This window comes from Pseudomonas sp. MWU12-2029, from assembly GCF_023242425.1.
Lineage (GTDB): Bacteria > Pseudomonadota > Gammaproteobacteria > Pseudomonadales > Pseudomonadaceae > Aquipseudomonas > Aquipseudomonas kribbensis.
The window spans coordinates 291,083-317,329 of record NZ_JALJDY010000008.1; the positions used below are offsets into that span (position 1 = coordinate 291,083).

Sequence of the window (26,247 nt, forward strand, 5' to 3'; positions counted from 1 at the left end):
TTAAAAGGATGTTTTATGTCTTTCAGTGAAGTAATGCATCGTGTTCTGCCCCCAGTTAATGGCCATCAACCTCATATCACGGGAGTTTATGGCGAACAACGTGCGAACGGCCCTCACGGAGGAACTGATTTTAATTATGAAGGTGGCCAGAACGGCATCAATCTGCAGAATCCTAAAGTTTATGCACCAATCTCCGGTACAGTCACATTTACCGGTGGTAATTACGGTACGATAAAAATAAAAGACGCGGACGGTAACAGTCACGAAATTCTACACACCAGTAGCCATTCGGTAAGCCAAGGGATGACTGTTGCGGCAGGTGACGAAATCGGAACGATGGGAGGAAAAGGACCGAATGGTATAACTCAATATCCTCGCCATGTTCACTATCAAATGAAAAGTCCTAGTGGCAACCTGATAAGTCCTGAGGTTTGGTGGAGCCAACAGAGTGCTGCGACACCCGCGGCTGCTCCTGTCGCTGCCCAAGGGCCTGCGCCTTTGATGAATTTTCAGTACCCATTCCGACAAGCGGATGGGAAACAGTTTTCCGATGCAGAAGAGGTTTACAAAACTTTAGCGAACGAGCGGTCAGGGCATTATCTGCTGGGCAGCAATAAATTTTGGCATGGCGGCATTCATATCAGCGAAATATCTATACCACAATGTGTGTTGAATGAACCGATTCGCTGTGTCGCTGATGGTAAAGTAGTTGCTTATCGGCTAAATGAAGATTATTTGGAATCGACTTTTGGTGACGGCGAAAAAAAGCTCAAGTATTCGAACTCATTTTGCCTTGTGCGCCATGAATATAAATCCGCACCCAATCCTGAGGAAGGGGTGAATAAGGGTAAACAAAACAAACTGAACTTTTACAGTCTATACATGCATTTGCTGCCTTATCAGGGATATCCTCTAACAACCCAAGAGAAGCCGACACCGAAAGTCACAATGAAGGTGGGAGATTTTAAGGCTTACGACGAGGCACCTGTATCAGCACAGACACCTTCACCAGGTAAAGTAGCAAGCGGTACGAAGCTGGAGATCATAGACCAGAAAGATATTGGGAACGTGACGTACGCCAAAGGAAAGATTCTATCTGGCAGTGTAAAGAGCGGGTCTCACAAAGTACGTGGCGTAGGGCGCGAAATCTGGTTTGCTTACATGAAAGACGGTGAACCATACAAGAACTCCAAAGGTAATCGTATCTGGTTAGGAGACGCTATTCCTGAGAGGGCTAGGCCTAATTATTGGCAGGGAAAAGTCAAAGCCCAAGCCACTAGACGCTTGCCGATCTTTCAGCCTCCAGCGGAACCTGTAAACGAAAAAGTCGCGGGTCCTCGTGTTGCTGGAAATTTAGAATTAGCCGTAAAAAGTGTAATTGAATTTGACAGCACTATGGTTGTGAACCTAGTGGTCGGCAATGTGTTGCGCCGTATGGCTCCATGCACTTTGGTATCCGGAGGTGTATGGCAAGCGACTGGAAGCGCGCCCTCATCATTTTGGACAATCGTAGAGAATGATCCGTCTAGCCAGTTCGTCCGTTGGGATCTCACACCGACTAATTTCGACAACGTTATTAAAGTTGGTGCTGGCGTTAAGGCAGGCGACCCCGTTGGCTATTTAGGTTTAGTCGAGAATCTTGTTAGCGAACAAGGTGAAATAAGTGGAAGGCGGCAAGTCCATATTGAGATTTTCACAGATGAAGCTGATGTAAATAAATTTCTTGAAAATTCTGCCGTTTTAAAGATTGGTAGGAAGTACTTGTGGTTGCCATCTAAGACTGTAGTGAAGAATAAAGCCCCTTCTCTAGAAAGTAAGGAGTTAAATAAGGATTGCGTGATAGATCTGAGCAAAGCGTCAGTCATAAAGGAGGGGGGCGAAGAGTATTATGAGGTGAAATTGTTCGATGGAGATCAAGAAATTAACGGATTGGTAAAGAAAGCAGGAACGGAAGTAATTACACAGCATGATTGGGAAAAATTAGGTTTTCATATAGTTGAAGAGACTAATTCTGATGCTGACGGATTTCTTGACTCTGAAAATATGCCAAAATTTTTTAAAGAAATTTTTGCAAAGATAGATAAGAATCATGATGGGGAGGTTGATGCATCTGAGCTTGCTGACGCTTTGAGAGACCCTGCAATCAGAGATCAGTGGGCTAAGCTTGTCGCGCATCATCCGACGGAGTGGAAGTCAAAGTCAGATGCAGTGAAATGGGCCAAGCTAGAGAAGCTTCTAGAGGGATTTCCAAAAACACTTAAGCATGAAAAAGAACGTATTGATAAGTATGTGTTTTGGGATGAACTTGTAAGTATACAAGCTATGGCCTCGGACGTTGTTTGGCACTTCCATCCTATTGAATTCATATCTAATCATCTTCTTAAACCTGCCTTGGCTGGTTGGGCCCATAGTGCGTTCGGTAACTTATTGGCAAAAGTTGAGTCAAGTAATGACTATACCGCCTACAATCGAACTGTGGGTAATGAGGTTCAGCCATACTACAATACAAACTTGACGTCGCTGACCATAGCCGAGGTCCAGGCAAAACAAGAAAATAGTGAAATGTTTGCGACGGGAAGATATCAGATAGTTACTTCGACTTTGGCTGATGCAGTGGATAAGCTGAAGTTGGATACGTCGCAAAAATATGACGAAGCTATGCAAGATAAAATATTCGATCAGTACCTTATAAGGATCAAAAGGAAGGCAATTATTAACTACCTGGAAGGTAGCGGCGATGTTGAGGATGCAATCTATGCTTGGGCCAAAGAGTTTGCATCAGCAGGTGTGCGTCGAGGTAAAAGAATAAATCCTACGTATCTTAAAGATTCTGCTGGTCACGCAATTCTTGATCCGGTAACTCATAAAAGGCAAATGATTGAACGAGTTGCGGAGGTCGAGGGGGTGTCTTATTATCAAGGTGATGGCCTGAATGTCGCTCATATTAAGCCTGATGAAATGGTTCGAGTTTTAGAGGAGTCAAAAAAGAATGCTAACTAAGATGTTGCCTAGGGTGCTCATGTTGTTGTGCGCAGTCAGCTTTTCGGCGCTGGCTGAACCGCCTTTGTTTTCACAATATATGATCAAGGATGTGTATGGAGGAAGCGTTCATTCATTAGTTAATAAGGATACAGGTAGTCAATGGGATGGAATTAGGAAGGATGCAATAAAAGGATCTGTAAATTTTGCTGGTCATTACATTGTATATACTGGCGGATGTGGAGGCTCGTCAATCTGTGGGGAGGTTATAGATGCGAAAACTGGTGAAGTTATCAAGACCCTTCCAAATGCTTATAAGGGGGAAGATGAGGAAACAGGTAAGCCTTTTGATATTGAGTATCATGTAGATAGTAGTTTGATCGTTATAATGGGTGTCACTGAAAATAAAGAATTGGGGGTTGATGGTAATAAGGTCTCGCATAAGTATCGTACACGGTATTACGATTTTGATGGAAAGGAGTTTCATTTGATTATGAGCGAGGATGAGTAAGTTGTTTGTGTCAGCGGTTATATTGGTGTTGAAGCTTTAAAAAGCTAACGGGATAGATTGTTTGTTGTGCTTAATTAAAATGGACAAATTTATTTGTTGCGCTCAGTAAGTTAAAGTGGCGGATTTGTTTGTTCTATATGATCAGATGAAATGAATGTTTCCAGCATCTTCCAGAAAAGGTGACAGATTTATTTGTGGTGTTGCGCTCAGTGGCTTTGATTTTGGTGCGGCGTTTAAATAGGTCTGTTTCGTATGTTTAGATTAAAACAGGTCTAGTTTGCTGTTGTATTTTTTGCGGACATCAAGGGATTATGAATTTTAGATTTAGTCTTGTTTTGGCTTTTTCTTTGCTGCCTTCGGTTGTGAAAGCAGAAGGAACTATGATTGCGACCGTGCTTCAGGCGGATTTTTCCAAAGATCCAGAAATACGACTGCTCGTGAGGGTTGTAGACATAGGATTTGGGCCAGATGCTCCGTCCATGGCCCTTCGTAAAGAGTGTCTGGCGCGGGTGAAGTCGACCGACCGTCCCGGCCCGGACCCATGTTTTTCGATTGAAATCACCGAGAGCAAAAAGCAACGGTCCATCGTTCGTCAAACGCTGCTGAATGATCCTCAGCGCTCAACCGACCCGATCTATCTGGAAATTGTCTACCAATCTGAAGTCAGTGCGAGCGATCCGACCAATCATTATGGGCGCTCTGCCCGGCTGAAAATTGAAGAGAACGGTTTCTACAATTGGAACAACGAAACCAAGCAGGCGTTGGCGGACGTTGTGTGGCCAACTACGTCGAGTGGGGCGCTTGATCTGGTTGTGACGGATACGGATGCACTGCTCAACCTCGTTTACCGGGAGCGCATGGAACGGTTGGACGAAAATGCACGGAAAGGCCTGAGAGAAACCCAAAGGGCCTGGATGAAATTTCGCGATGCGGAGTGTCTGCCTGAGCCTAAATCGTCTAAATCGGTTTTCGGGGAGTGGTCAAATTCCTGCTTGATCCGCGCGACGATAGAGAGAGCCCGTCAATTGGCTATGGCTCCGGACAATCGCAAACAGTGAACTAAAGCATTTGATCAGCAGGGTTATGGAGTGGGTGAGTCTTGAAAGGATTGTCGCTGTTTTCAGTTTTGTGTTTTTCATGTTGTGCATTTGCAGGCAATGCACGAGGTCCGGTCGTCGATATATATAAAGCCGATGTTGCTCAAGTTTCCGGAAAGCTGATCCGTTATTACCAAACGTTCGATAGCCCCTGCGTCAATATTCAGATTCTCAAGCCTGGGGGACAAGGAGCAGCGAGCGACTCGATGGATTTCTGCGACATTGAAGGGAAGAACTTTAACAACGGCTTCACCGATGTCTCATTGGATAGGGCCACGTTTTCCGATACCGAATTGCAGTTGACCTTCAAGCTGATGTCGTTGGTTGGAGTGAATGAAACTACCGAATTATGCAAATTCCGCGTTGATGGTGAGCGTCTCGCAGAACCTGAATGTACGGCGCAGTAAGGGTCGTGCATTGCATATCGGTCAGCCATGCCATCGGAGATTTAGAGTGAAAGTCGTTCCCCTGTTGTTCCTGGCGTTGACGTGGGCGTTGTCCGCAAGCGCAGCGCCAGTCGGTATCAGTACAAGCCATACAATGCCCACCGCGATGGTCGCTGCACTCACGAAGGAAGACCAAATGCCTGCCGAGAGTTTTCGCGCCATTGCAGATGGCGTGGTGAACTGGAGCGGTGGAACGATGGCTGCCGTGGTGATTGAAGATCCGAATGGCATTTGCGCGATTTACAGGTATCAAGACGGCCAGTTGGATCTGCCTTTTGACGGCGTGCCCTGTAAGTTTCTGGGGCCACCCACGCTGATGTCGGATAGAAAAACTGCTTTGCCCGATGTCGTGTTCGCCGTCGAGTTGTTTGTCCCCAACCGGGGCGGGATGGCCAATCACAAGGTCGCGTTTTATTACGATGCCGAGAAGAACGCTTATTGCGAGAGTCAGTCGCTTGCGAGTTGGTATCTGTCGGGAAATCGGGCGCTGGCTCCTGATCTTCAGGATGGACAGTGTGTAGCGGGATCGGAATAGGCCCGGCCCCAAAAAACGTAAAGCTTTGCTCAACACCTATTGGGAAATGAACATTGCCAAGCAATGCGCCACCCGGTTCGCCAAACGCAAAGCCTGAATGACTCAAGGAAGAACACAGTGAAACGTTTTGTTTTTACCCTGCTGGCAATGCTGCTGCCTGTTACAGCGGTGTACGCGCAGGATGACTGCAGCCATGTCACCTCAAGCCTGGAAATGGTGCCCTGCTCGGAGGCGGCGAAGAAGGCTGCCGATACGCAGTTGAACCTCAGCTACAAGCAATTGATGGCGCGGCTTGAGTCTGATTATCGAGCGGATCCGGCATTGGGCGCGGAGTACGCTGCGAAGGTTAAAGAGTCGCAACGTGCATGGCTGAAATTGCGCGATGCGAACTGCCCTTTGGAGGCATTCGAGATCGAGACGGGGATGCCGGCGCATGTGTTCGCGGTTAACTCGTGCATCACCAGAATGAGTCGTGAGCGCTCGGTTTATCTGGACAAGATCGTCCCTGCCCTTGCATTCGACAAGAGCACTTCGACAGCGCCTGCCAACGGCGCTTGTCCTTCGGAGGAATTCCCTGCTTTCCTGACAGCGTTTTCCGCCAGCAGTGAATCACAGCGCCGTCTCACTGCGATGACCGTCAAGTCGCTTGTGTTGAAGCCGGTTGCCGGCAAGGACCGTAGTACCTTTGAGCCTTCGACCTCGGGCGTCAGCGGAGCTTCCTTCACCTACCCGCTGATGGCTGCCATCACACCTGGCAAGACACCTGGAGTCGAGATTGAAGAGGTCGATGACAGTCACGTCAACGTGGTCGATAAGCGGGCGGGCAACAGCAATGTAAAAATCTTCAATTTCTCTCGTCAGGCGTGCTGGGTGCTGGAGGGGATTGAGGATTGGTCGGTCAGCGAGCAGTATCTGGTGGCAACAAATAACCCAGGAATGAACCGTGCCGAGCAATTCTGTTATCAACGTGCTGAAGCGTTAGGTGGGTTAGGGTTTCTTGAGCAGTACCGACTGACGGTGGAGTTGATCGAAGCGTCCTTGGAAAATTACTTGTGTGCCGCAGAGTCGGGGGATGCACAGGCGAGCCTCTCGGCGGCAAGCCTTAGCCTTTCGCAAATGGCGTCTCAGTTGGAAACCCCAAGGGTTGAAGCACTGTTCAAAGCGGCTTCGAAAATACCGAGTGGCGCGTTGGCCTATGCCACGTTTTTTTGCTTAGGAAATTCCACAGACTATGGCGGCCCTTGCCTTCATCCCGCGCAAGCGGAAGAGCAGATCATTCGGGCGGTAAAGATGGATTCGACCGAAGCGATGAATTATCTGGCTTCTACATTCGAGGGTGGAAGACTGGGCACAAAAGATATGTCCCGTGCATTGGCTTGCTACCAAATGGCTGCTGACAAAGGTGACCCCCGGGCGAAGGAGCACTTGAAGCTTTTGAGCTCGCAAGGCACACAGCCGATCAAAGCCAGTCACTGCATTTGAAGTTCGTGGGGCATGTTTGGTGCGCTTTCGCACGCGCTGATCTTGAACCAGTCGCACTAAAACGCTTACCGCTTGTGCATCTGACAACCCCCATTTTCCTTTAAACTCCCCGCCCTCAAGGAACGCGCTCAGGACACGGAATGCCAGCCCCCTCTTTCTCTCTTCGCTCCGCGATGGTGCTTTGGCTGTATGCCGCCGCGATCGTGCATTTGCTCGCCGGTCTCACGCTGACCTGGGCCGGTCATTCCGGATTACTCGACGGCTATCTTCACACCCTCGAACTCGCATTCTGGGGCGCCGATGCGGTCCCCGCCGCCGGTCACGAGCAGCAGGTGTGGTGGCTCGCACTGTTCGGCGCGACGCTGCAAAGTTATTCGCTGTACATGCTCGCGTTGGTGCACCTCGGCAACCGTCTTAAAGCTCCCGCAATTTGGGGGTGGTTGTTGGCTGGCGTCCTGTTATGGGCGCCGCAGGACATGTGGCTTTCAGCGCAAAAACAGGTCTGCTCGCATCTGTGGCTCGACGGTTTCGCGCTGCTGGTGCTGTTGCCGCCGCTGATCTGGTTGTTGCGCCATGATCGTCGATCATCCCCGCCAGAAAGGACCGTAAGCAAGTCCAACCCCTTTGTCGGCGGCGCCTACAAGCGTGTGCTGATCACCGGGGGTACCGGGTTTATCGGTGAAGCCGTGGTCAATCAGTTACTCGACGCCGGCTACACGGTCAGTGTGTTGGCGCGTGATCCGTTGAAAGCGGCGAACTTGTTCGACGGTCGCGTTCGCTGTGTGCGGTCGTTGAGCGAACTCGGCCGCGACGAACCCTTCGACGTGGTGATCAACCTCGCCGGCGCACCGGTCGCCGGCCCGCGCTGGAGCCCCGAGCGTCAGGCGCAACTGCTCGCCAGTCGGGTCGATACCACCGAAGCCTTGATGACCTGGCTGAAGCACACAAGCCATAAACCGGCGCTGTGGATTCAGGCCTCGGCCATCGGTTTCTACGGCGTACGCGATGCCAGCGAAAACCTCGATGAGCAGGCCAGCAAGGGTGACGGTTTCATGGCCGAGCTCTGTGCGCGTTGGGAAGCGGCGGCGCAACCGGCGACCGAGTTTGGCGTGCGTCAGGTCGTGCTGCGCCTCGGCGTGGTGTTTGGGCCGGGCGGTGCGCTGCTGCCGTTGCTGATCCCGTTCCGTCTGGGTTTCGGCGGTCGCATGGGCGACGGTCAGCAGATCATGAGCTGGGTGCATCGCGACGATGTGATTCAGGTGATCGCTCGATCTTTCCACGATGAAAATTTGCGCGGCACCTACAACATGGTCGCGCCTGAAACCGTCAGTCAGGCAACGTTCGCCGAGAACGTCGGCAAAGTCCTCAAGCGCCCGGTGTGGTTCCACATTCCAGCCGCACCAGTGCGTGCGTTGGCCGGGGAAATGGCTCAGCTGTTCTTCGACGGTCAGCGTGTGGTGCCGCGGCGTTTGAGCGAGGCGGGCTACACGTTCCGCTATCCGACCCTCGACGCCGCGCTGCGCGATCTGGCCTGAGGATCGCCCATGAGCAAGCCCCTGATGTACCTGCTGGCCGGTAACGGCAGCGCCGCCGATTGGTGGGATGACGCGCTGCCGCATTTTCAGCGTTACGACGTGGTACCGCTGGAGCTGCCGGGCTTCGGCGCCAACCCGCAGCCTCCCTGTGAGGATCTGGCGGCTTACGCGCAGACCTTGTTGGCGATGACGAAAAAGGGCAGCGCGATCATTGCCGTCGGAGTCAACGCGTTGCTGGTGCTGCATGCACTGCAACGTCGGCCCGGGCACTTTTCTCGCAGTGTTTTGCTGGCGCCGGTGGGCGCCTTTTTGTGGCAGCGCCGATTGCCGGCGCTGATGTCACCGCTGCCGATCCGCAAGTCCATTCACTGGCTGCTGTCGAACAAACCCACGCTGTTCGCGCGCAAGTTCTCCAACCAGACCTGGACGCCCGCGCAGTACCAGCGCATGGGCGCCGGTTATGCGCGCTGCCGTGCGTTTGTGCCGCACTGGGATCTGATCCGTGCCGACACCGCGCTGCCATTGCTGGAGTGGATCACCGACCCGGTCGAGCTGGTCTGGGGCGATCAGGACAAAGTACTGGGCATCGAACAAGCGGCGGCATGGTCGGCGATTCTTGCGCGCGCGGATCTGAGCATCAGCCTCAAACCCGGTTGGGGCCATTACCCATGGATCGACGCGCCCGTGCAGTTTGCGCAGTGGCTGGAGTCGGGCGAGCGCGGCTTCGTCGCGCACACCAAGGGCGGGCGTTTGCGTCTGGCGGAACTGGCCCGGCAACCGGTGCCGGCGGCGCTGACCCTCAACGATTGCAACGATCTGCGACTACCGGCCTTTCTCGCCCGCCAACCACAGGCGATCTGGGCGGTGCGTTCCTCCAGTTACGGCGAAGATCAGGCCGACTCGGCGAATGCCGGTTTGAGCACGACCTATCTGCGCGAGCCGGCCGCCAACTTGCCGGCGCGCATTGCCGCGCTGACTGCCGAAGGTGTCGAGGAAGTGGTGGTGCAGCGCTTCATCACGCCGCAGGTGTCGGGCATCGCGTTTGTGCGTCATCTGTCGGTGGAGCTTGAGTGGGTTGAAGGTCATCTTGAGTCCCTTGCCGACGGCAAGATCAGCCCGGAACGGGCGACGCTTTCGCGGCTCGGCGAAGCCTGGTGCAGCGGCACGTTCACGGCCACCCATGGGTTGGCCGAAGACGTGCTGTGGCGCTTTCTCCAGGATGTCTTGCGCGTGTTTCACTATGTGCCGGGCGATGTCGAATGGGCCTGGGACGGTACGCAACTGTGGCTGCTGCAATACCGGCCGATCAGCGACTACGGCTGGCGCCGCCACCTGACGGCCGCCAACATCGCCGAGATCCTGCCGCCGCAGCCCAGTGTGCTGGTGGAGTACGCCCAGCGCCGGGCCGCCGCGAGCATCCCGGCGATCATGGCCCGTTGGGATGCGCGGGTTTTGCAGGACAACGAACCGTTCACGGCTGTATTTGGCGGCGCGTCCTACATCAACAACGACCTGTTTCTCGCACGGTTGGCCGACTGGGGTATCAGCGCCAACAACTATGCCGGTGAAGTCGGCGGCGCGACTCCGCATCTGCCGTGGCGACCGCTGCGGATGTTGCGTTCTCTGCCGTTGTTCCTGCGTATGCAGCGTATCGCTCGGGGGCATTTGCTGAGCCTTGAACACGGCTTGCAGCGCTTCGACCAAGAACTGACCGACCTCGTCGCCCAGGGTGCTGACGGTCAGCAACTGGCCGACTGGTTCACCCGGTTCTATGTGTTCGTGGTGCAGGGCAATCTGTGCATCGCCACGGCGCTGGCCAGCAGCGGCGGGGACTGGCTGGGCCGACCGCCCACCGCTTACGACAACCTGGAAAACAGCCCTCATCGGCTGCCGTGGGAGACCGATCCCGCCACACCTCGACCTGCGTCGAACGCGCTGCCATTGCAGGCCTTCCCGCAATGGTCAGGGCTGATTCGCCTCGCGCATTCAACCGGCCTGCCGGGCCTGCGTGGTTACTACCTGCAAGTGCGCGAGTGGTATCGGGACAACCTGATGCGCATCTTCTTCCGCCTGCATCACGCCATGCCTCTGGCGGATCGCGAACACTGGTTTGCGCCGCACCCGGACATCCGCACGCGCGACGGTAGCTTCTGGCAGGATGGCCGCGAAGGTGCGGAACAGGCCACCGGATTCATGATTTACCCGGGGCAGGTGAGGGGCATTCTCGGCGAAGACATCTTGCTGGAAGACACCCTCGATCCCGGGCGTCACGCGCACTATCAGGCAGCGCGGGCGGTGATTGCGCGGATGGGTGGGCGGTTGTCGCATGGTTCGACGTTGTTGCGGGAACTGCGCAAGCCTTCGGCGGTGATGCCGCAGGTGGATCTGGCGTGGATCGGGTGCGAAGTGTTGTATCGGGATGGGGAATTGGAATTGATGAATTCGAAGGATGTGAAGTGAAAAGACTTCTGGTGCTATGTATGAGCTGGCTGCCGATGGCGGGAATGGCGGCAGATGTCTGCAATCAGGAAACTGACTCCAAATATTTTTTATCGCAATGGCCGGAGAGCGGCGCAGATCCGGAAGACATACTTTCCAGTCTCGATGGAAAAGAATTCTCTATCGATCCAGGCCACGTGGTCTTCCGTGGCGACCTAAATGGCGATGGTATTGAAGACTTCATCTTCAATTCCCGCGTAGGCATTGGTTCTTCAATGGACAGCACATTCGCCTTCCTGATCCAGTGCCGTGGTTACTTGAAGTATTCGGGTGGCGATTACTTCGCCGGAGTCAAAGTTCTGGACGGTCCGCCCAAAGGTGGCGGTGAATTCAAGGACATCGAGATCTACTCCTACATCAGGGACAAGCGAGGGCGGATTCGCTACAAGGGCGAAGAGGGCATGACCCGACCACATCTGTGGCAATTCAACCCGCAGACACAGCGTTATGAAGGTCAGTCCGAATAGATTTCAGTTCCGGAGTTACAGCATGAAAGGATGCTCAGTTCTACTCGGCAGTCTCTTGGCCATTGCCACGTCCGTGGCTTACGCCGCTGACCCGGACTTCAAGGATTACACCGTCACCCCAGTGTTCACTGGTATCAATCACGAACCGGTGCCGCAAGAACACAGCAACTCGATGATGGATAAGGCTCGTGCGCAGGCACTTAAAGGCAAGGTCAACTTTGCCGGCCACTACATCCTGTACCGAGTCGGTTGTGGTGGCAGTGCCATTTGCGGCGAAGTGCTGGATGCGCGTACGGGGGAGGTTGTCGGCGGACTGCCGAATGCATACGACGGCAATACCTTCAGCCTGTCGAACAAGCCCGATAGTCGTCTGCTCATTGTTTCCGGCATTGCGGCCGATACCGAAGAGGACGCGCAGGGTAATGAGCTGGAAAGCCGCTACAGGACCCGCTACTTCGAGTTTGTGAACAACGAGTTCCGGCTGCTGACGTTCAAGGATTTGTGATCGCCGCTGTTTGATTAAGGATGATTGGATGAACCGCTTTTCCATTCGGCCCATGCTGAGTGCACTTCTACTGTTGCCCCTCACCTACGCCATTCCGGCAACTGCCGAAGCCGGGAGTTGCTACGGCTATCTCACCGAAATGGTCAGGAGCAGCAACTTCCCGTTTCGCTATGTCGGCAAGGACAAGGTCAACCTGCTGATTGATGAAGACGACGGTGAAATGGTGCGAGCCCAGTTGCTCTTTGATACGGACGGCACCGGCACTATCGGCTGGATCAAATACACCCCGGCCACTCGGGTGCTGCTCAATACCTCGGCTGAACTGGAAGAGCCGGTGGAACTGTCATTCGATGCCAAATTCGCCGATGGCTACGCAAAGTGCCTGGCTGGACAACAGGCCGGTTAACGGCAAAAGGGAATTTTCCATGAATCAGTATCTTCTCGCGGGCAGCCTTTCGCTGTTGCTCTCGCTTCCAGCTTTCGCCGCTCCCAAGGACGCCTACACCCAGCGCGATGTCATGCAATGTGGGGGTGTTGAAGTGGTGATGGTTTCGACCTGCCGATCGGTGACGGTGGATGACGCAGAAACCCACCTCATCCCGGTCTGCTCCGACCAGACGATCAACATTGGCGGCAAAGTGTTGCGCCGCAACATCGACAAGGTTTTACAGCTCACGTCTGACGGTAAGAAGACGAAGATGCTGAGTAACGTGGTTGTGGCGATGGATTGCGTGAAAGGAACCAAGGGTAGTCTTGTTTCGATAGGTGGCTACGGCGGTTGCGGTGCCTGTCCTGAATGGCGTGGGTATTACTCGACGGCGGGGCGATTGGAGCAATACAGCTTCGATAATACCCAGCGCTCATTTGGTTCGAAGGGTTCCTGGGAAGAACTGATCAAGGCTTACGGCGTGACGAAGAGGCAGCTGCAGTCGGAAAGCCCGTCGGTTAAAAGGATCGACTATGGACAGCCTTAAGTGGGTATTGATGATCGGCAGTCTGTGCAGCGCTATGAGCGCCTTTGCCGAGGACCCGCCGATAGTAGGCGTCGACGGGAACACAGTGTCATTTCGGGCTACAGAATGGACGATGCCCGGTGTGGATTCGGCGACCGCATGGTTCACCGCCAATGGCAAAACCTTCCCGCTCTTCGGCGTCGACATTGGCGCTGATGGGCACTCCAATATGCTCAGTCCTGACAAGAAAACCTTGCTGCTCGACCCGGTGATCTTCGGCATGTTGTCGGACGAAAACGGTGAAGAGAAGCTAGTGTCGCAACAGCATTGCACGGTGATCTCAATGGAGACCGGTTGTGTGCTGGCTGATCGTTCGGCCACTTTTTGTGTTGGCCAGTGGAAGGGCAATCAATGGGTAACCGGCGACGGCGATGTGCTCACTCCCGCCCTGGAGACGAGGTCTCCAAAGGACTTGCTGAAACACGCCTCAAGTAACGAACTGGCGCAGTCTCGCGCACAGTTCATCGAATGGGGTCTGGTCTTTTTAAGTCCAGAGTCCTACATGGCGTGTCATCCCCCGGCGCAAAATGTTCAGGCCTATAACGACCTGGGCTTTTACCTGGCCGAGGGCGGTAAGGATGAGCTTGCACTGAAGTTTTATCGAGCCGTTGAGGCCGTCGGTAAACGCACAGTGCTGATGTTGAACATCGCCGATTCACTCTGGCGCCTTGATCGCAAAGACGAAGCGCAGCGCTATTACAGCCAGTACCGCGACGCGATGAGTGCGGACGGCAAGGCGCAGAAAATACCTCAACGTGTCATTGAGCGAATTGCATATCAGGAAATGAGAAATTGAACAGGATTGTTCGCTTTATCGTATTGAGCCTTGGGTTGATACCCACTCCATACGCACTTGCTGCACCCCAAGTCCTCAAGGAAATCCCGGCAAGCCTGTTGGGGGATGGATCACGGCAAAACGTGTTCGTTCTGGCGGGAGACGCGGACGAGGCATCCAACCGGTTGATGATCGCGCCGGTGCAAGCGCGCAATGAGGACATATTGCTCGATACGTCCAAGGCGTTGCCTCTGACGAAGAGTCAGTATTCGTCTGTGCTTCTGGATAGTTTCAGCGTTCGGGTTTTCAAAGGTCGGCCCGGTGCCATGACGGTTGTGAGTCCACTGGAGGAAGAGGCCCTGGTCAAGCAGCGCTTCGTTGACGCGGGTGACTACATTACGCTGGTGACGATCGAGGAAGATAATCCGGTTTATAACTTCAATCTTTTGTTCACCTTCAATAACGGCTCAAAGCAGTTTGAGCTGAAGAAAGTGCTGCAAGTGGCAAATAACGACTCCTGCGATCGCTCGCTTGTGAGCGTAGCGGAGTTTCCGATTGAAACGCTTGGCCCAACCACTCTGGCTTCATTCAACGGCCTCGACGCGCTTAAAAAGTTGCGGGCTGCAAACACTGGCGGCTCTCAGGGCGGTTATAAAAAGCTGATGACGGTCAGTTCTGCTGATCTGCTGGATATGGCGCTGGCAGCCTACCGAAAGGGTGATGACCTCTCCTTCAAGGATACGATGAGCTACGCGTTGATGGACGGTGGCTCGCATGACACGTGCCCGCCCGACAGCTACATCGTCGAAAAGTACTACTACCCGCAGCATCCCGGCTGGTCCAACGACTTCGGTTTTCTACTCGGCGAAGCAGGGTATTACGCCGAGTCGATTGAGTTGCTGAATGCAGTGATTGCCAACAACCCGGGCCGGACAGTTGCTTATCTGAATCTCGCTGATAGCTATTGGGGTGCGAACGATAAAGAGCGGGCATCGGCGGCGTACAAGCAATACGCGTCGCGTATGTCGGACGCGGGAAAGGCTTCGAAGATTCCTGTGCGTGTAGCTGAGCGCAGCGCCGGAGTATCCGGATCATGATTAAACTCAAGGCGTTCTTTGGGCTGGTCGCGGGTGTTTCTTTGGCTGCTTTGCTGGTTCCTGCGCATGCAGAGGAAACCTGCAATCCCGACAGCTTTTCCAATCCCGATATGATTATTTGCGGTCAGCAGACTTTCGAGAAAGTCGATGCGTTGTTGAATGAGCAATACAAGAAAGCGCTGGTCAGTTTGGCGCCCGCCGACAAGAAGCAACTGACCGATGTGCAAAAGAAGTGGGTGCGCTTCAAAGAGGCGTATTGCGAGGAGATCTATCAGTCGGCCTTGCCCGGTGCAGAGGCGCCCATCGAAAGGCTTGGATGCCTGGTGCAAACAACCAATGCCCGGTTGGGGGAATTGGTTGCTCTGCAGACTGGGTTACCCCTAGACGGTTTTTATAAAGCTGCATCGGCCATGGCGGGGCAGGATCGAGAAAAAGGTCTGACGGCTTCCATGGAGCGATTAGGGGGTGACAACTTCGACGATCCGTTGTGGCGGCAGTACGTCGATGGGCACTGCGAAATGAGTGAGCGTGTGTTCCGGGAGGACATCGCTAACTGCGCAGTGCGAATGCGTTTTCAGTTACCTCTGAATCGTTGAAGGAATGATCAGATTGAAGTCAATGCGAGTTTTATCTGCTGCACTGTTTGTTCTCTTTCCTATGGCGGCGCACAGTGAGGTCTCGACGGAAATTTATTGCTTCCGTTCGCAAGAGAGCGCCAAAAGCATCAATTTCGAACTCAGAACTTATTACGACTCTTTCTCCAAATGGAGCGGAGCGGCTGTCAGGTACAGCAAGTCGAAGAAGGCCATTTCTCTGGTGTATCGGAATACCGAGCAAGAAATTCTGGCAGAGGATCGTCCGTATCAGTTCACGACGACTTGGGTTGAGGTTTCGGAGGGCGCGCTGACGGGGGAGTATGAAATGGTGAGTCAGGGTGCCCGGGTCTATGGAATGACTTATACGAACTACAAAACCGGGAAGAAGTACTCCTTCGAACACGATTTCAGTATGGATTTCTCACCGGAGACGGGCTGTCAGTGGTGAGGAATTGGAAAGTTGGAAAAGGGGACTCAACGTCCCCTTTTTTCTGCCTGCGATTCAGCTACGGCTTGGCCTGATACTCCCGAAACTCAATGTGATCGAGCGTGCCTTCCACCATCAACCGCACGCCGTCCGCCATTCTGCTCAGGCCGAGTGCCATCGAGCGGCGGGGGCCGTCGAGGTCGTCGGCCAGGTTGGCGGCGATGGCGCTGATGGACAGGAGGTCTTCGGAGGCGTTGGCCATGAGGGCGTCGGCGTTGGGGCAGAGGGCGAACAGGCCGCCCAGGCGCTTGGGGCGTGAGGCTCTGGGTTTGAAGTGGTGGTCGAGGGCGCGTTCGGCGGCTTCGTGGAGTTTTTTCGAGTCCGGGAATTCGTAGGGGGAAACTTCTTCGTCAGTGAGGGTTGGATCGATCATCGGTGTAAATCCTTTTGGAGTTGGAAAGATTTGCCCCGGTTTTCGGACTTGCACATCCGGTCACCGATTTTGCGGTGACACACAGAGGCTATCGACGATGGTCCAGCCTGCCTAGTTCATGGACAGCACCGCAGTTTGAAGGATATTTCCCAAGGAATTGCGGGGTAGAGGAACAAGAAACCGCTGCTGTCGGCAGCTCCTACAGGAATGTGTTTCCTCAGGTGTAGGACGGGAGGATGGTGTGACGCGGAGCGTCACGGGATGCATTCCCACGCGGAGCGTAGGAACGATCAAGTCCTGAGAGTGAAGTCGTGACTTGGCAGTCATCTTTCAAGAAAAGCCATGCATCGTCTTCTATCCGTGCAAGATAGTGGCGAATCCGTCCGAATCCCTTACACTCCCCCGGCCGTTCATTTTCCTTTTGAGGCTGTGCGCATGAAATTTCGTTTTCTTCTGTGGATGCTGGGTCTGTTGATGGGTAAGGCCAGTCGGACAAATCCTGCGTTCCAGCAGCAGTTGGGTGACAAGGATCTGGTGTTTCAGCTACAGACTCTGGACGGGAAAGTGGCGCGGCATTTCGTGGTGAAGGACCAGCGCATTACCAGCAAGTCCGGGGTGGTGGCGGAGCCGGCGTTTGCGATTGCCTTTAAAGACGCGGCGTTCGGGTTTGCCACGATGCAGGCGAAGAACAAGCAGCTGGCGTTCATGCAGGGGATTCAGGACAAGTCGATCCAGCTCAAGGGCAACCCGGCACTGGTGATGTGGTTTCAGGGGTTGATGAAGTATTTGAAGCCGAGGAAGGCCAAGCCGAAGGCATAGGTCTTTCAGGCAGGTTGTCGGGACAGGGCTGCCTCTTCAGCTTTCGGGCTCGGGAGGCTCGGCGTCCAGGGGCTGGGCCCGGTATGTCTTGTAGATCTGCTGGACTTTCGGGTTGTCCAGGTTCTCGTAAGTGATGTCTTCCTTGTCCAGGCCATCCAGGCCTCGGATGCCACTGATGGTCTCTGGCCATTCGTCACGACTGGATATATCGACTACGAACGGGTTGAGGTAGTTATCGAGATGCCTTTCGCGAGGTTCTCGGATCTCGTCGCTGAGTGCCCGCAAGTAGTCGTCTTTGTTTGTTCTTGACCAGTCGATGGCGAACCCGGCTCGATAACAGAGTTCCATGAAGACCAATAGAATCGCGCGTCCATTGCCGTCCAGGAAGGGGTGTGCGAAAGCCAGCTGGCCCATCACTCCACCGGGATGGTCTCTGAAGCGTTTTTTGTCTGCTGCTAGCTTGAGTGCATAGTCGACAGACATCTTGATGGAGTCCGGGCGCTCGAAGACGGTGCTGCGAGGGTCGTCGAGAGAGCCCTTGAAGACTGCCAGATGGGGAACAAGCTCGTTCCGGTCTTTTCCTGCCCAGTGATAGAAGCCGGAGAACAGGATTTCGTGAACCTTGAGTACAGTCTGGTAATCGATTGGCTTTTTCTTGGCCAGATAGGCAAGCGCCTCTTCGATACTCAATTCGAACGAAAGATGCTCTGACTCTTTTACTTCAACGGGATCTTTCAGTTGCAGCGAGTTTTGAAGATATCCAGCCGTTTCGAAGTCGCCGAACGGATCGAAAGTCATGCGCTACGTTTCTGTGCGCGCCTTTCCTGAAGATAGCGCCCTTGGAGCGCAAGGATTTCAGATTTGCTCAGAACGCCTTTTCTCTTGAGGTTGACGAGCAACTGTTCGATGCCATCCAGCTCGACGACATCGCCAGCCAAACGGGTAATGCCCACGGCCATACGGCTTATGCCGTCACGTCTGGCCGTAACCTTGTTGTCTTTGGCTAGCTTGCGAACTTCGCTTGCAACGCTGACAGCATCTGTTTGGGTCATCGGAAATTCCTCTGATTGCCGTCAAATCATAGCAGGGCGCTAGTTTGCTGTCGTTGCTGGCAAAGTGACCGAAATCTGAGTAACCAGGGCCCTATTTGCAATCAAAAAAGGCCCTGGTTGGCGTTTCGAAATTTGCTTTAAGCCTGGCTGAACTGCGAAGCCAGTTCCCGCAGCAGCACTTCCGCCTCAAGCACTTTGCTGACCACATCATTGGCCTTGTCACGAGTCAGGCCAACGCGCTCCAGCAGCGCATCCGGAATGTCTTCGTCCGGCCCGGAGCCGATCCCGCGACTGCGCAGCAGGCGCACGGCCAGGCAGACGAGGTTCGGGTATTCGGCGTAGGCGCCGTCGTAGTTCGGGTCGTGCTGGAAGCGCAGGGCGGTGGCCAGTTCGTCCGGCATGTCCCAGTAGCGCATCAGCCAGGAGCCGATCTGTTCGCGGCTGATGCCCAGCAGGTGTTGCTCGACGTAGCTGTGGCACAGGTGCGGGTTGACCTCCAGGTGGCGGCAGATCAGCGAGAAGTGCGGCGGGAACACGTGGGCCAGCAGCAGGTAGCCGAAGTTGTGCAGCAGGCCGGCGAGGTAGGTCAGGCCGGCTTCCGGGCGCTGGGCGCGCGGCATGGCGCGGGTCAGGCCTTCGATGACGGCGGCGGTGTAGATCGACTGCTGCCAGTACGGCGTGGTGTGTTGCGGGTGGTCCTTGGGCAGGCTCAGGGTCTTGCCGAGGGCCAGGCCCAGCGCCAGGTTGATCACCAGATCAAAGCCCAGCACGCGGACGATCGCGTCTTCCACCGAACGGATCTTGCCCGGCGAGGCGTAGTACGGCGACGCCGCCCAACTCACCACTTGCGCAGCCAGCGCCGGGTCGGTTTCGACCACGCCGGTGATGTCGTCGATGGTGGCGTTCGGGTCGACGCGCAGCTTGATGATTTTTTGTGCGGTTTCGGCCAGCGGCGGAATCTCGATGGTCGCTTCCAGACGCTGCTGGATGCGCCGCGCGGTGAACGCCTGCACGGCCTGGGTGATTTCCTCGCGGTCATCGTCCGGGCGGTCGAGGTTAGGGCGGATGCTGCTCAGGGCTTCGCCGAAGTTGGCGGCGCTGGCCTTGGTCAGCATGGTCTTGAAGTCTTCGCTGGCGATTTCCAGCAGCAGGCCCGGCTCGCCGGAGTTGATCAGCAACTTCGGCTCGCGCAGCAGGCTTTCTTCGTAGAGGCATGGTGAGCTGGTCAGCGCGGGCAGGCCCGGCAGCAGGCTCAGGCTGTGTTTGCCGAGCATCTTTTCCAGGCGCTCGGTGGACACGGCGGTCAGGCGACGGCCCGTCAGCTCGGCGAGGCGGTTGAGATCCAGCAACTGGCTCTGTGGAAACAGCACCATCAGCGCACCGACCGCGTCGTCCAGCAACACGGCCTGCACCTTGCGCGAGGCGTTGAGGCCGTGGTGGTCGAGCACTTCTTCGTAGGCGACGCCCAGCTTGTTGAGCAGCAGCCGAATAACAGACGGAGCGTGCGGGGATTCGGGGGCGAGAGCAGCTTCGGTCATGGTCTGTATCCGTTTTTGAAACAATTGCTGGAGTATAACCAGCTTGGTTGGAACGAGCTTTGAGAAACTGCGACGGTGCTCACACTTGGCCGTATTGCTGCCCGTGTCGCAGCCAGCGGTCGAGCAACGGACTGACATGGGTGGGCCAGCGTTCGAGCAAGGCCTGGGCGGCATCGCGCACGGCGGGCAGCAGATCGGCGTCGCGCATCAGGTCGGCGACCTTGAATTGCAGCAGGCCGGTCTGGCGGGTGCCGAGCATTTCGCCGGGGCCGCGCAGTTCGAGGTCTTTTTCGGCGATGACGAAACCGTCGTTGGTCTCGCGCATGATGCCCAGGCGCTGGCGGCCGATCTGTGACAGCGGCGGATGGTAGAGCAGCACGCAATGGCTGACGGCGCTGCCCCGACCGACGCGGCCACGCAACTGGTGCAGTTGCGCAAGGCCCAGGCGTTCGGGGTTTTCGATGATCATCAGGCTGGCGTTGGGCACGTCCACACCGACTTCGATCACGGTGGTGGCGACCAGCAGTTGCAGGTTGCCGGCCTTGAATTCGGCCATGACGGCGGCTTTCTCGGCGGGCTTCATGCGGCCGTGGATCAGCCCGACTTTCAGCTCGCCGAGAGCGGCAGTGAGGTCTTCAAAAGTGGTTTCGGCGGCCTGGCAGGTCAGCTCTTCGGACTCTTCGATCAGCGTGCACACCCAATAGGCCTGTCGACCTTCGGCGCAGGCGCTGCGCACCCGCTCGATGACTTCGACGCGGCGGGTGTCGGTGACCAGCACGGTGTTGACCGGGGTTCGGCCGGGCGGCAGTTCATCGAGGATCGAGGTGTCGAGGTCGGCGTAGGCGCTCATCGCCAGCGTCCGGGGAATCGGCGTGGCGGTCATGATCAATTGATGCGGGCACATGCGCCCGCCGACGCCTTTCTGCCGCAGCGCCAGACGTTGCTGCACGCCGAAGCGGTGCTGTTCGTCGATGATCACCAGCGCCAGATTCTTGAACTGCACTTCGTCCTGGAACAGCGCGTGAGTGCCGACCACCATCGGCGTGCCGCTGGCGATCTGTTCCAGCGCGGCGACGCGGTTCTTGCCCTTGAGCTTGCCGGCCAGCCACGCTACTTCAATGCCCAGCGGTTCGAGCCAGCGCTTGAAGGTGATGAAGTGCTGTTCGGCGAGGATCTCGGTCGGCGCCATCAGCGCGACTTGATAGCCCGCCTCCAGCGCTTGCAGGGCGGCGAGGGCGGCGACCACGGTTTTGCCCGCGCCGACGTCGCCCTGAATCAGCCGCAGCATCGGTTCGTGCTGACTGAGGTCGTAGGCGATTTCGTTGCCGACCCGCTGTTGCGCACCGGTCGGGTTGAAGCCGAGGTTGGCCAGGTATTTCGCCGGCAGCTTGGTGGCTTTCGGCATCGCCGGCGCCCGCAGGGAACGCATGCTTTCGCGCAGGCGCTGCTGCGATAGCTGATGGGTCAGCAGTTCTTCGAACGCCAGGCGATGCTGGGCCCAGTGATGTCCGAGGGCGAGTTCGTCGACGTCGGCATCGGCGGGCGGGTTGTGCAGGTAGCGGATCGCGTCGGCCAGCGGCGCCAGTTGATAGTCGCGGGCCAGTTCGGTCGGCAGCCAGTCGGGCAGGGTGGCCGGTTTCAGCAGGGTCAGCGTCTGCATGCACAACTGGCGCAGGCGCGCCTGGGTCAGGCCTTCGGTCAGCGGGTAGACCGGAGTCAGGGTTTCATCCACCGGCGGCGGCTCGTCGCCGTTGATGGCGCGGTATTCCGGGTGGTAGATCTCCAGTCCCGAGGCGCCGGGTCGGGCTTCGCCGTAGCAGCGAATCCGCGTGCCGCGCTTGAGGCCTTCTTTCTGCGCGTTGCTGAAGTGGTAGAAGCGCAGGCTCAGTCCGCCGGTGCCGTCCTGCAAACGCACGACAAGGCTGCGGCGCCGGCCCATGACCACATCGGCGCCGCTGACGGTGCCTTCGACCACGGCGTCCTGCCCCGGCCGCAACGCGCCGATCGGCACCACGCGGGTACGATCCTGATAACGCAGCGGCAGGTGGAACAACACGTCCTGGAGGTTTTCCAGGCCGACCTTGGCCAGTTTCTCGGCCATGGCTTCACCGACACCCTTGAGTGCGGTGACCGAGACCTGCGACAGCTCCGTCATGACGCTGACTTAACCGGCCGTAACCGGCGCGGCGGGTTTGGCGACCGAGCACAGGCGAATGGAGTCGGCGAGGATCTCGATGGCTTTCGGCCGTGGGAAGCTGGCGCGCCAGGCGATGGCCACGGTGCGGAACGGCACCGGTGCCGACAGCGGACGCACTTCGATCACGCCCGGGGCGTAGTGATGGCTGTCCACCGCCGACAGCGGCAGGATCGAGATGCCCAGGCCGGAGGCGACCATGTGGCGAATGGTTTCCAGCGAGCTGGATTCGACCGTGGTGTGCTTGGCGCCGTCGTTGCCCTTGGTCAGTGTCGGGCAGGCTTCCAGCACCTGATCGCGGAAGCAGTGGCCTTCGCCGAGCAGCAGCAGGCTCTTGTCGTTGAGCAGGGCGGCGTCGATGGATTCTTTCTGGGTCCACGGGTGCTGGGCCGGCATCAGGACGTAGAACGGCTCGTCGTAGAGGGGCAGGGTCAGCACGTCGGCTTCGTTGAACGGCAGGGCGATGATGATCGCGTCCAGCTCGCCGTTGCGCAGTTTGTCGCGCAGCACGTGGGTGAAGTTTTCTTCGATATACAACGGCATCTGCGGGGCGACCCGGTGCAGTTGCGGAATCAGGTGCGGGAACAGGTACGGGCCGACGGTGTAGATTGCGCCGACTTTCAGCGGGGCGGTCAGCTGGTTCTTGCCGGCCTGGGCCAGTTCGCGGATGCCCTGGGCCTGCTCCAGCACTTTCTGCGCCTGGGCGACGATGCCTTCGCCGACCGGGGTCAGGCGCACGGCGCTTTTGCTGCGCTCGAAAATCAGCACACCGAGTTCGTCTTCAAGCTTTTTCACGCCCACCGACAGGGTCGGCTGGCTGACGTGGCAACGCTCGGCCGCGTGGCCGAAATGCTGCTCTTGGGCGAGGGTAACGATGTAGCGTAATTCTGTGAGAGTCATAGCAAGCGTCCATGAAAATGCGGGCCAAGCATACCGGCTGCAATCGATAGACGCACGTTATCAGACTGAGTGATGAATGCGACACCGGGCAATGCCGGTTTGCCGTTGGCAGATATGAGAAAGGCACCTTTCGGTGCCTTTCTGGCGGGATCGAGCCGTGTTCTGCCGGTGCAGATCAGCGGCGGCGTTCCAGCGAGTAAACAAACGGCGCAACAATTTCGATCGAGCCATTGGTCAACATGTCGGCCGGTGGCTTGGGCAGCGGTTGGGCGCGGCGGATCATGTCCAGGGTGGCCCGGTCCAGATCGGCGTTGCCGGAGCGGCCCACCAGTTCGAACGACAGCACGTTGCCTTCGGCATCGACTACGAAACGCAGCCGGTTCAAGCCTTCCTTGCCCCGTGCCTGTGCGCTTGCCGGGTACTTCTTGTACTTCTGCAAATGCGCGAGCAGGGTGCCTTGCCAGCTGGCCTTGGCCGCCAGTTGTGCTGGCGACGGGCCCGGTGCCGGCTGGGCGGATTTCTCCATCGGCGCCTGGGTCTGCTGAGGTTCCGCCGGTTTTTCCTCGGAAGGTTTTTCCTTCACAGGCTCCGGTTTCTTCTCAACCGGTTTTGGCGGTTGCGGCTTTGGTTTGGGTTTTGGCTTCGGCTTGGGTACGGCAATTTCTGCCTTCGGTGCTTCGGCCAGTTTCGGGATCGGCAGTTCTTCGACCGGAGCCGGTGGCTGCGGTGGCGTGACGACTTTCGGCGGTGCAGGCGGTGGCGGGGCCGGAACCGGTGCCAGCTCGACCATCATTGCCTGCGGCGGCAATTCGATGGGCGGGCGGGCGGTCCAGTTCAGCGCCAGCGCGATGGCCAGCGCATGAACGCCCAGCACCACGGCCAGGCTACCGCTGTAACGCGTCAGCTTATGGCGCGTCGTGATCATTTCTTGACTGCGCTCTCGAGGCCGACCAGACCAACTTTCAGGTAACCGGCGCTGCGCAACTTGTCCATCACGCTCATCAGGTCGCCGTAATCCACGCCTTTGTCGGCCTGGAAGAAGATGGTGGTGTCTTTCTTGCCATGGGTCCTGGCGTCGAGCACGGCGCCTAGGGTTTCGGCTTTGACTTCGTCGTCACCGATGTACAGGCGCTGGTCAGCCTTCACGCTGAGGAACACCGGTTTCTCTGGCCGCGGTGCCGGTTTGGCAGTCGAGGCGGGCAGGTCGACCTTGATGTCCACGGTGGCCAGCGGAGCCGCCACCATGAAGATGATCAACAGCACCAGCATCACGTCGATGAACGGCGTGACGTTGATTTCGTGGTTCTCGGCCAGATCGTCGTCTGCGCCTTCTTTCAAATGCAGGCCCATGGCCGATTACCCCACTTTGACCATGTGCGGCTGCGAGCTGCTGCGCTCAGGCTGGTGGTCGAGGTCGCGGCTGACCAGCAACAGGACTTCTGCCGACGCATCGGAAACCTGAGCCTTGTAACCGGCGATGGAGCGGGCGAACACGTTGTAGATCACAACCGCAGGAATCGCAGCGACCAGACCCAGCGCGGTGGCCAGCAGCGCTTCAGCGATGCCCGGGGCCACGACGGCGAGGTTGGTGGTCTGGGTTTTGGCGATGCCGATGAAGCTGTTCATGATGCCCCACACGGTGCCGAACAGGCCGACGAACGGTGCGGTGGAACCGATGGTGGCGAGAACGCCGGTGCCGCTGCTCATGTTGCGGCCACAGGCGGCTACCAGACGCTCGAGGCGGAAGCTGACGCGTTCCTTGATGCCTTCTTTCTCGCGGGAGTTGACCGACAGGCGCATCTCTTCAAGGGCGTCGTGGACCAGCAGGTTGGCGAGAGTGCCTTCTTTCGCCGCGGTGGCGCTGGCTTCTTTAAGGGTGGTGGCTTTTTTCAGGGCAGCGATTTCGCTACGCAGACGGCGCTTGGCGCCCATCAGCTCGAAGCCTTTGGCAATCCAGATGGTCCAGGTGATGATCGAAGCGATGGCCAGGCCGATCATCACCATCTTCACGATGATGTCGGCGTTCTGGTACATGCCCCATGGCGACAGGTCGTGGGCCATGCCCAGGGTGTTGTCGGCTTCGAGGACTTCAGGTGCGTCTTCGGCGCTGGCGTCCACGGCCTGAACCGGGTCGGTCGCGGCCGGCGCGGCGGCAGGGGCTGCCGGTGCAGTCTGCTCGTGGGCGTCAGCGAAAGCGGCGGTTGGCGCCAGCATCAGGCTGAGCAGCAGGGCAGCCACCGCGCTCCAGGCGCGAGGTCGGTTGGTTGGCGAAGCGGGGGTTTGAATGCGTGTCATGCTGGCCGGACCTGAGGTAGAAAAACGGTGATGCTCTTCCAGGCCTCGTGAGGCCGAGAACAAAAGTGACGTGCATTATTGCAAGTAATTCTTGTTAACAGAAGTAATAGAGTTGCTTTTTTTCCTTCATTGCTAGCCGCTCGTCCCCTGCCAGGGCTAGTCTGTCGCTTTCCGATGGGAGATTTTTGATGTCCGCGCCCTCTGTTTTGATCGCCGGTTGCGGTGATGTCGGCAGCCGTCTGGCCACGCAATTGCTGGCTGCCGGCTTTCAGGTGTATGGCCTGCGCCGCAATGTTTCACGTTTGCCGGAAGGCGTTATCGGTGTAGCCGGTGACTTGTTCAATGAAGATTGCCCCGAGACCTGGCCGGTCGGTGCCGTGGATTACCTGGTGTATTGCGCGGCGGCGACCGAGCACGATGAAGCCGGTTATCGCTCGGCTTATGTGCAGGGTCTGCAGCATGTGCTGGGCTGGCTGGACGATTACGGACAGGTGCCGGATCGGCTGCTGTTCGTTTCCAGCAGCAGTGTCTACGGGCAGCAGGACGGGGAGTGGGTGGATGAAAAATCCGAGACCGTTGCCGCTGGTTATTCCGGTCGGGTGATGCTGGAGGCCGAGCAGGTTGCGCTCAACAGCGGCATTCCCGCGAGCATCGTGCGTCTGACCGGCATTTACGGCCCGGGCCGTGAATGGCTGCTGACCCAGGTGCGTCGTGGCTATCGCGTGGCGGTCGATCCGCCGCTGTATGGCAATCGCATCCATGCCGATGATGCGGCGGGCCTGATGGCGTTTCTGCTGGAGGCGGATCGCAAGGGTGTGGCGCTGGATGACATCTACATCGGCGTGGATGATGCGCCGGCACCGCTGGCCGAAGTCGTTGCCTGGTTGCGTGAGTATTTGAGTGTCACTGAATGGTCGGAAGACGAGAGCGTGCGTCGAACCGGCAGCAAGCGTTGCAGCAATGCCCGGGCGAAGGCGTTGGGCTGGGTGCCGACGTATCCGAGTTATCGCGAGGGGTATGCCGCGATTCTTGAAGGTCGCTGCTGACTTGCG

Annotated in this window: 27 protein-coding genes; 18 read left to right on the forward strand and 9 right to left on the reverse strand. The window is 56.8% G+C overall.

The window, feature by feature from the left end; translation table 11 throughout:
* Positions 1-15 precede the first annotated feature (15 nt).
* The 16 genes from M5B44_RS21190 to M5B44_RS21265 all read left to right on the forward strand — a co-directional run bounded on the left by M5B44_RS21190 (position 16) and on the right by M5B44_RS21265 (position 15,985).
* Positions 16-3,000 carry a peptidoglycan DD-metalloendopeptidase family protein gene (locus M5B44_RS21190; RefSeq protein ID WP_248740390.1) on the forward strand — a complete coding sequence of 995 codons (2,985 nt, stop codon included), beginning with the start codon at positions 16-18 and terminating at the stop codon, positions 2,998-3,000.
* The gene (locus M5B44_RS21195; protein WP_248740391.1) at positions 2,990-3,490 is read left to right on the forward strand and encodes a hypothetical protein; all 501 of its coding nucleotides are present in this window, start codon (positions 2,990-2,992) and stop codon (positions 3,488-3,490) included. Before M5B44_RS21190 ends, M5B44_RS21195 begins: the two co-directional genes overlap by 11 nt.
* A gap of 380 nt (positions 3,491-3,870) precedes the next feature.
* Positions 3,871-4,548 carry a lysozyme inhibitor LprI family protein gene (locus M5B44_RS21200; RefSeq protein WP_248740392.1) on the forward strand — a complete coding sequence of 226 codons (678 nt, stop codon included), beginning with the start codon at positions 3,871-3,873 and terminating at the stop codon, positions 4,546-4,548.
* A 41-nt stretch (positions 4,549-4,589) separates the two neighbouring features.
* Complete coding sequence (locus M5B44_RS21205) at positions 4,590-4,994, forward strand: hypothetical protein (protein ID WP_248740393.1); 405 nt, start codon at positions 4,590-4,592, stop codon at positions 4,992-4,994.
* A gap of 175 nt (positions 4,995-5,169) precedes the next feature.
* The gene (locus M5B44_RS21210) at positions 5,170-5,568 is read left to right on the forward strand and encodes a hypothetical protein (protein ID WP_248740394.1); all 399 of its coding nucleotides are present in this window, start codon (positions 5,170-5,172) and stop codon (positions 5,566-5,568) included.
* A 117-nt stretch (positions 5,569-5,685) separates the two neighbouring features.
* On the forward strand, positions 5,686-7,050 hold the full coding sequence (locus M5B44_RS21215; RefSeq protein ID WP_248740395.1) for a lysozyme inhibitor LprI family protein: 1,365 nt from the start codon (positions 5,686-5,688) through the stop codon (positions 7,048-7,050).
* Between the two features lie 140 nt (positions 7,051-7,190).
* The gene (locus M5B44_RS21220) at positions 7,191-8,585 is read left to right on the forward strand and encodes a TIGR01777 family oxidoreductase (protein WP_248740396.1); all 1,395 of its coding nucleotides are present in this window, start codon (positions 7,191-7,193) and stop codon (positions 8,583-8,585) included.
* 9 nt (positions 8,586-8,594) lie between these two features.
* Positions 8,595-11,045 (forward strand): alpha/beta fold hydrolase, encoded by a 2,451-nt coding sequence (locus M5B44_RS21225; RefSeq protein WP_248740397.1) that lies wholly within the window; start codon positions 8,595-8,597, stop codon positions 11,043-11,045.
* A gap of 20 nt (positions 11,046-11,065) precedes the next feature.
* A complete protein-coding gene (locus tag M5B44_RS21230) occupies positions 11,066-11,551 on the forward strand; it encodes a hypothetical protein (protein WP_248740398.1) in 486 nt (161 codons plus the stop codon).
* Between the two features lie 22 nt (positions 11,552-11,573).
* Positions 11,574-12,056 (forward strand): hypothetical protein, encoded by a 483-nt coding sequence (locus tag M5B44_RS21235; RefSeq protein ID WP_248740399.1) that lies wholly within the window; start codon positions 11,574-11,576, stop codon positions 12,054-12,056.
* 28 nt (positions 12,057-12,084) lie between these two features.
* Positions 12,085-12,462 (forward strand): hypothetical protein, encoded by a 378-nt coding sequence (locus M5B44_RS21240; protein WP_248740400.1) that lies wholly within the window; start codon positions 12,085-12,087, stop codon positions 12,460-12,462.
* 19 nt (positions 12,463-12,481) lie between these two features.
* Positions 12,482-13,030 (forward strand): hypothetical protein, encoded by a 549-nt coding sequence (locus tag M5B44_RS21245; RefSeq protein ID WP_248740401.1) that lies wholly within the window; start codon positions 12,482-12,484, stop codon positions 13,028-13,030.
* Positions 13,017-13,865 carry a tetratricopeptide repeat protein gene (locus M5B44_RS21250; protein WP_248740402.1) on the forward strand — a complete coding sequence of 283 codons (849 nt, stop codon included), beginning with the start codon at positions 13,017-13,019 and terminating at the stop codon, positions 13,863-13,865. Before M5B44_RS21245 ends, M5B44_RS21250 begins: the two co-directional genes overlap by 14 nt.
* On the forward strand, positions 13,862-14,941 hold the full coding sequence (locus tag M5B44_RS21255; protein WP_248740403.1) for a tetratricopeptide repeat protein: 1,080 nt from the start codon (positions 13,862-13,864) through the stop codon (positions 14,939-14,941). Before M5B44_RS21250 ends, M5B44_RS21255 begins: the two co-directional genes overlap by 4 nt.
* On the forward strand, positions 14,938-15,537 hold the full coding sequence (locus M5B44_RS21260; protein ID WP_248740404.1) for a lysozyme inhibitor LprI family protein: 600 nt from the start codon (positions 14,938-14,940) through the stop codon (positions 15,535-15,537). The genes M5B44_RS21255 and M5B44_RS21260 overlap by 4 nt, the downstream gene beginning before the upstream one ends.
* Before the next feature lie 22 nt (positions 15,538-15,559).
* Positions 15,560-15,985 (forward strand): hypothetical protein, encoded by a 426-nt coding sequence (locus tag M5B44_RS21265; RefSeq protein WP_248740414.1) that lies wholly within the window; start codon positions 15,560-15,562, stop codon positions 15,983-15,985.
* Positions 15,986-16,043: 58 nt separating this feature from the next.
* Here the strand turns inward: M5B44_RS21265 and M5B44_RS21270 are convergent, their stop codons facing one another.
* Positions 16,044-16,397, reverse strand: a complete 354-nt coding sequence (locus tag M5B44_RS21270) for a DUF6124 family protein (protein WP_248740405.1) — start codon at positions 16,395-16,397, stop codon at positions 16,044-16,046.
* 435 nt (positions 16,398-16,832) lie between these two features.
* On the opposite strand from M5B44_RS21270, the gene M5B44_RS21275 reads away from it, so the two are divergent.
* Positions 16,833-17,216, forward strand: coding sequence for an SCP2 sterol-binding domain-containing protein (locus M5B44_RS21275; protein ID WP_096817262.1), 384 nt, complete (start codon positions 16,833-16,835; stop codon positions 17,214-17,216).
* Positions 17,217-17,252: 36 nt separating this feature from the next.
* Here M5B44_RS21275 and M5B44_RS21280 read toward each other — a convergent pair whose 3' ends face one another.
* From M5B44_RS21280 to exbB, 8 genes are all read right to left on the reverse strand, one after another.
* The gene (locus M5B44_RS21280; RefSeq protein WP_248740406.1) at positions 17,253-18,014 is read right to left on the reverse strand and encodes a Fic/DOC family protein; all 762 of its coding nucleotides are present in this window, start codon (positions 18,012-18,014) and stop codon (positions 17,253-17,255) included.
* A complete protein-coding gene (locus tag M5B44_RS21285; protein WP_248740407.1) occupies positions 18,011-18,268 on the reverse strand; it encodes a hypothetical protein in 258 nt (85 codons plus the stop codon). The genes M5B44_RS21280 and M5B44_RS21285 overlap by 4 nt, the downstream gene beginning before the upstream one ends.
* A 137-nt stretch (positions 18,269-18,405) precedes the next feature.
* Positions 18,406-19,806, reverse strand: a complete 1,401-nt coding sequence (locus tag M5B44_RS21290) for an aminoacyl-tRNA deacylase and HDOD domain-containing protein (protein ID WP_114886341.1) — start codon at positions 19,804-19,806, stop codon at positions 18,406-18,408.
* Between the two features lie 79 nt (positions 19,807-19,885).
* The gene (gene recG / locus M5B44_RS21295) at positions 19,886-21,961 is read right to left on the reverse strand and encodes an ATP-dependent DNA helicase RecG (protein ID WP_007954416.1); all 2,076 of its coding nucleotides are present in this window, start codon (positions 21,959-21,961) and stop codon (positions 19,886-19,888) included.
* A 9-nt stretch (positions 21,962-21,970) separates the two neighbouring features.
* On the reverse strand, positions 21,971-22,900 hold the full coding sequence (locus M5B44_RS21300) for a hydrogen peroxide-inducible genes activator (RefSeq protein ID WP_064379831.1): 930 nt from the start codon (positions 22,898-22,900) through the stop codon (positions 21,971-21,973).
* Between the two features lie 175 nt (positions 22,901-23,075).
* Positions 23,076-23,825 carry an energy transducer TonB gene (locus tag M5B44_RS21305; protein ID WP_248740408.1) on the reverse strand — a complete coding sequence of 250 codons (750 nt, stop codon included), beginning with the start codon at positions 23,823-23,825 and terminating at the stop codon, positions 23,076-23,078.
* Positions 23,822-24,250, reverse strand: a complete 429-nt coding sequence (exbD, locus tag M5B44_RS21310) for a TonB system transport protein ExbD (protein WP_085708863.1) — start codon at positions 24,248-24,250, stop codon at positions 23,822-23,824. The genes M5B44_RS21305 and exbD overlap by 4 nt, the downstream gene beginning before the upstream one ends.
* A 6-nt stretch (positions 24,251-24,256) precedes the next feature.
* Positions 24,257-25,195, reverse strand: coding sequence for a tonB-system energizer ExbB (gene exbB, locus M5B44_RS21315; protein WP_248740409.1), 939 nt, complete (start codon positions 25,193-25,195; stop codon positions 24,257-24,259).
* A 188-nt stretch (positions 25,196-25,383) separates the two neighbouring features.
* On the opposite strand from exbB, the gene M5B44_RS21320 reads away from it, so the two are divergent.
* Positions 25,384-26,241, forward strand: a complete 858-nt coding sequence (locus M5B44_RS21320) for an SDR family oxidoreductase (RefSeq protein WP_248740410.1) — start codon at positions 25,384-25,386, stop codon at positions 26,239-26,241.
* Positions 26,242-26,247: the final 6 nt, after the last annotated feature.

Bases quoted from the DNA above. Each gene is read 5' to 3' on its own strand.
- M5B44_RS21250 (WP_248740402.1), top strand. From the start codon at position 13,017: ATGGACAGCCTTAAGTGGGTATTGATGATCGGCAGTCTGTGCAGCGCT.
- M5B44_RS21235 (WP_248740399.1), top strand. From the start codon at position 11,574: ATGAAAGGATGCTCAGTTCTACTCGGCAGTCTCTTGGCCATTGCCACG.
- M5B44_RS21195 (WP_248740391.1), top strand. From the start codon at position 2,990: ATGCTAACTAAGATGTTGCCTAGGGTGCTCATGTTGTTGTGCGCAGTC.
- M5B44_RS21285 (WP_248740407.1), bottom strand. From the start codon at position 18,268: ATGACCCAAACAGATGCTGTCAGCGTTGCAAGCGAAGTTCGCAAGCTA.
- M5B44_RS21240 (WP_248740400.1), top strand. From the start codon at position 12,085: ATGAACCGCTTTTCCATTCGGCCCATGCTGAGTGCACTTCTACTGTTG.
- M5B44_RS21245 (WP_248740401.1), top strand. From the start codon at position 12,482: ATGAATCAGTATCTTCTCGCGGGCAGCCTTTCGCTGTTGCTCTCGCTT.
- M5B44_RS21210 (WP_248740394.1), top strand. From the start codon at position 5,170: ATGCCTGCCGAGAGTTTTCGCGCCATTGCAGATGGCGTGGTGAACTGG.
- M5B44_RS21265 (WP_248740414.1), top strand. From the start codon at position 15,560: ATGCGAGTTTTATCTGCTGCACTGTTTGTTCTCTTTCCTATGGCGGCG.
- M5B44_RS21200 (WP_248740392.1), top strand. From the start codon at position 3,871: ATGATTGCGACCGTGCTTCAGGCGGATTTTTCCAAAGATCCAGAAATA.
- exbD (WP_085708863.1), bottom strand. From the start codon at position 24,250: ATGGGCCTGCATTTGAAAGAAGGCGCAGACGACGATCTGGCCGAGAAC.
- M5B44_RS21280 (WP_248740406.1), bottom strand. From the start codon at position 18,014: ATGACTTTCGATCCGTTCGGCGACTTCGAAACGGCTGGATATCTTCAA.
- M5B44_RS21320 (WP_248740410.1), top strand. From the start codon at position 25,384: ATGTCCGCGCCCTCTGTTTTGATCGCCGGTTGCGGTGATGTCGGCAGC.
- M5B44_RS21190 (WP_248740390.1), top strand. From the start codon at position 16: ATGTCTTTCAGTGAAGTAATGCATCGTGTTCTGCCCCCAGTTAATGGC.
- M5B44_RS21220 (WP_248740396.1), top strand. From the start codon at position 7,191: ATGCCAGCCCCCTCTTTCTCTCTTCGCTCCGCGATGGTGCTTTGGCTG.
- M5B44_RS21305 (WP_248740408.1), bottom strand. From the start codon at position 23,825: ATGATCACGACGCGCCATAAGCTGACGCGTTACAGCGGTAGCCTGGCC.
- recG (WP_007954416.1), bottom strand. From the start codon at position 21,961: ATGACGGAGCTGTCGCAGGTCTCGGTCACCGCACTCAAGGGTGTCGGT.
- M5B44_RS21290 (WP_114886341.1), bottom strand. From the start codon at position 19,806: ATGACCGAAGCTGCTCTCGCCCCCGAATCCCCGCACGCTCCGTCTGTT.
- M5B44_RS21230 (WP_248740398.1), top strand. From the start codon at position 11,066: ATGAGCTGGCTGCCGATGGCGGGAATGGCGGCAGATGTCTGCAATCAG.
- M5B44_RS21275 (WP_096817262.1), top strand. From the start codon at position 16,833: ATGAAATTTCGTTTTCTTCTGTGGATGCTGGGTCTGTTGATGGGTAAG.
- M5B44_RS21225 (WP_248740397.1), top strand. From the start codon at position 8,595: ATGAGCAAGCCCCTGATGTACCTGCTGGCCGGTAACGGCAGCGCCGCC.
- M5B44_RS21260 (WP_248740404.1), top strand. From the start codon at position 14,938: ATGATTAAACTCAAGGCGTTCTTTGGGCTGGTCGCGGGTGTTTCTTTG.
- exbB (WP_248740409.1), bottom strand. From the start codon at position 25,195: ATGACACGCATTCAAACCCCCGCTTCGCCAACCAACCGACCTCGCGCC.
- M5B44_RS21300 (WP_064379831.1), bottom strand. From the start codon at position 22,900: ATGACTCTCACAGAATTACGCTACATCGTTACCCTCGCCCAAGAGCAG.
- M5B44_RS21270 (WP_248740405.1), bottom strand. From the start codon at position 16,397: ATGATCGATCCAACCCTCACTGACGAAGAAGTTTCCCCCTACGAATTC.